This is a genomic window from Amycolatopsis orientalis DSM 40040 = KCTC 9412 (assembly GCF_000478275.1).
In the GTDB taxonomy this organism is placed as follows: domain Bacteria; phylum Actinomycetota; class Actinomycetes; order Mycobacteriales; family Pseudonocardiaceae; genus Amycolatopsis; species Amycolatopsis orientalis.
The window spans coordinates 1-368 of record NZ_ASJB01000054.1; the positions used below are offsets into that span (position 1 = coordinate 1).

Genomic DNA, 368 nt, shown 5'->3' on the forward strand with positions numbered 1-368 from the left:
ATAGACATCGACATTGTAGACGGATTGTATTCTTAATAATCCTTTATATCCTTTGGTTCCCCATACTTGATCACTTATCGTATCAGGGACAAGCAAACCGACTTTTTCAATTTTCCCTTTCAGCGGCGATTGTCCGCAGCCGCTTAGCGCCAGGAGAATGAAAAAAATCGCGACAAGCCTGTACACCATGCCATGTTCAACTCCCTTTCAAAAAAACCAGCAAATCAAATCTATCTTTATTGTATCCTTTCAAGTGTAAATTAGGAAGATCTTTCTTATTTTTTGTCGAAAAATGTAGACATTTGTCTACTCCATTCTTCAATGATCTCATCGGCTATCTCGTATGCCGTCTTCTGCTTGAAAAAAAA

The 368-nt window shown here is 38.3% G+C and carries 1 protein-coding gene; it reads right to left on the minus strand.

Features of this window, described 5'->3' with window-relative positions; translation table 11 throughout:
• The coding region (locus tag L324_RS44445; RefSeq protein WP_499698311.1) for a BMP family ABC transporter substrate-binding protein at positions 1-189 on the minus strand (189 nt) is incomplete at its 3' end.
• Between the last annotated feature and the right edge of the window lie 179 nt (positions 190-368).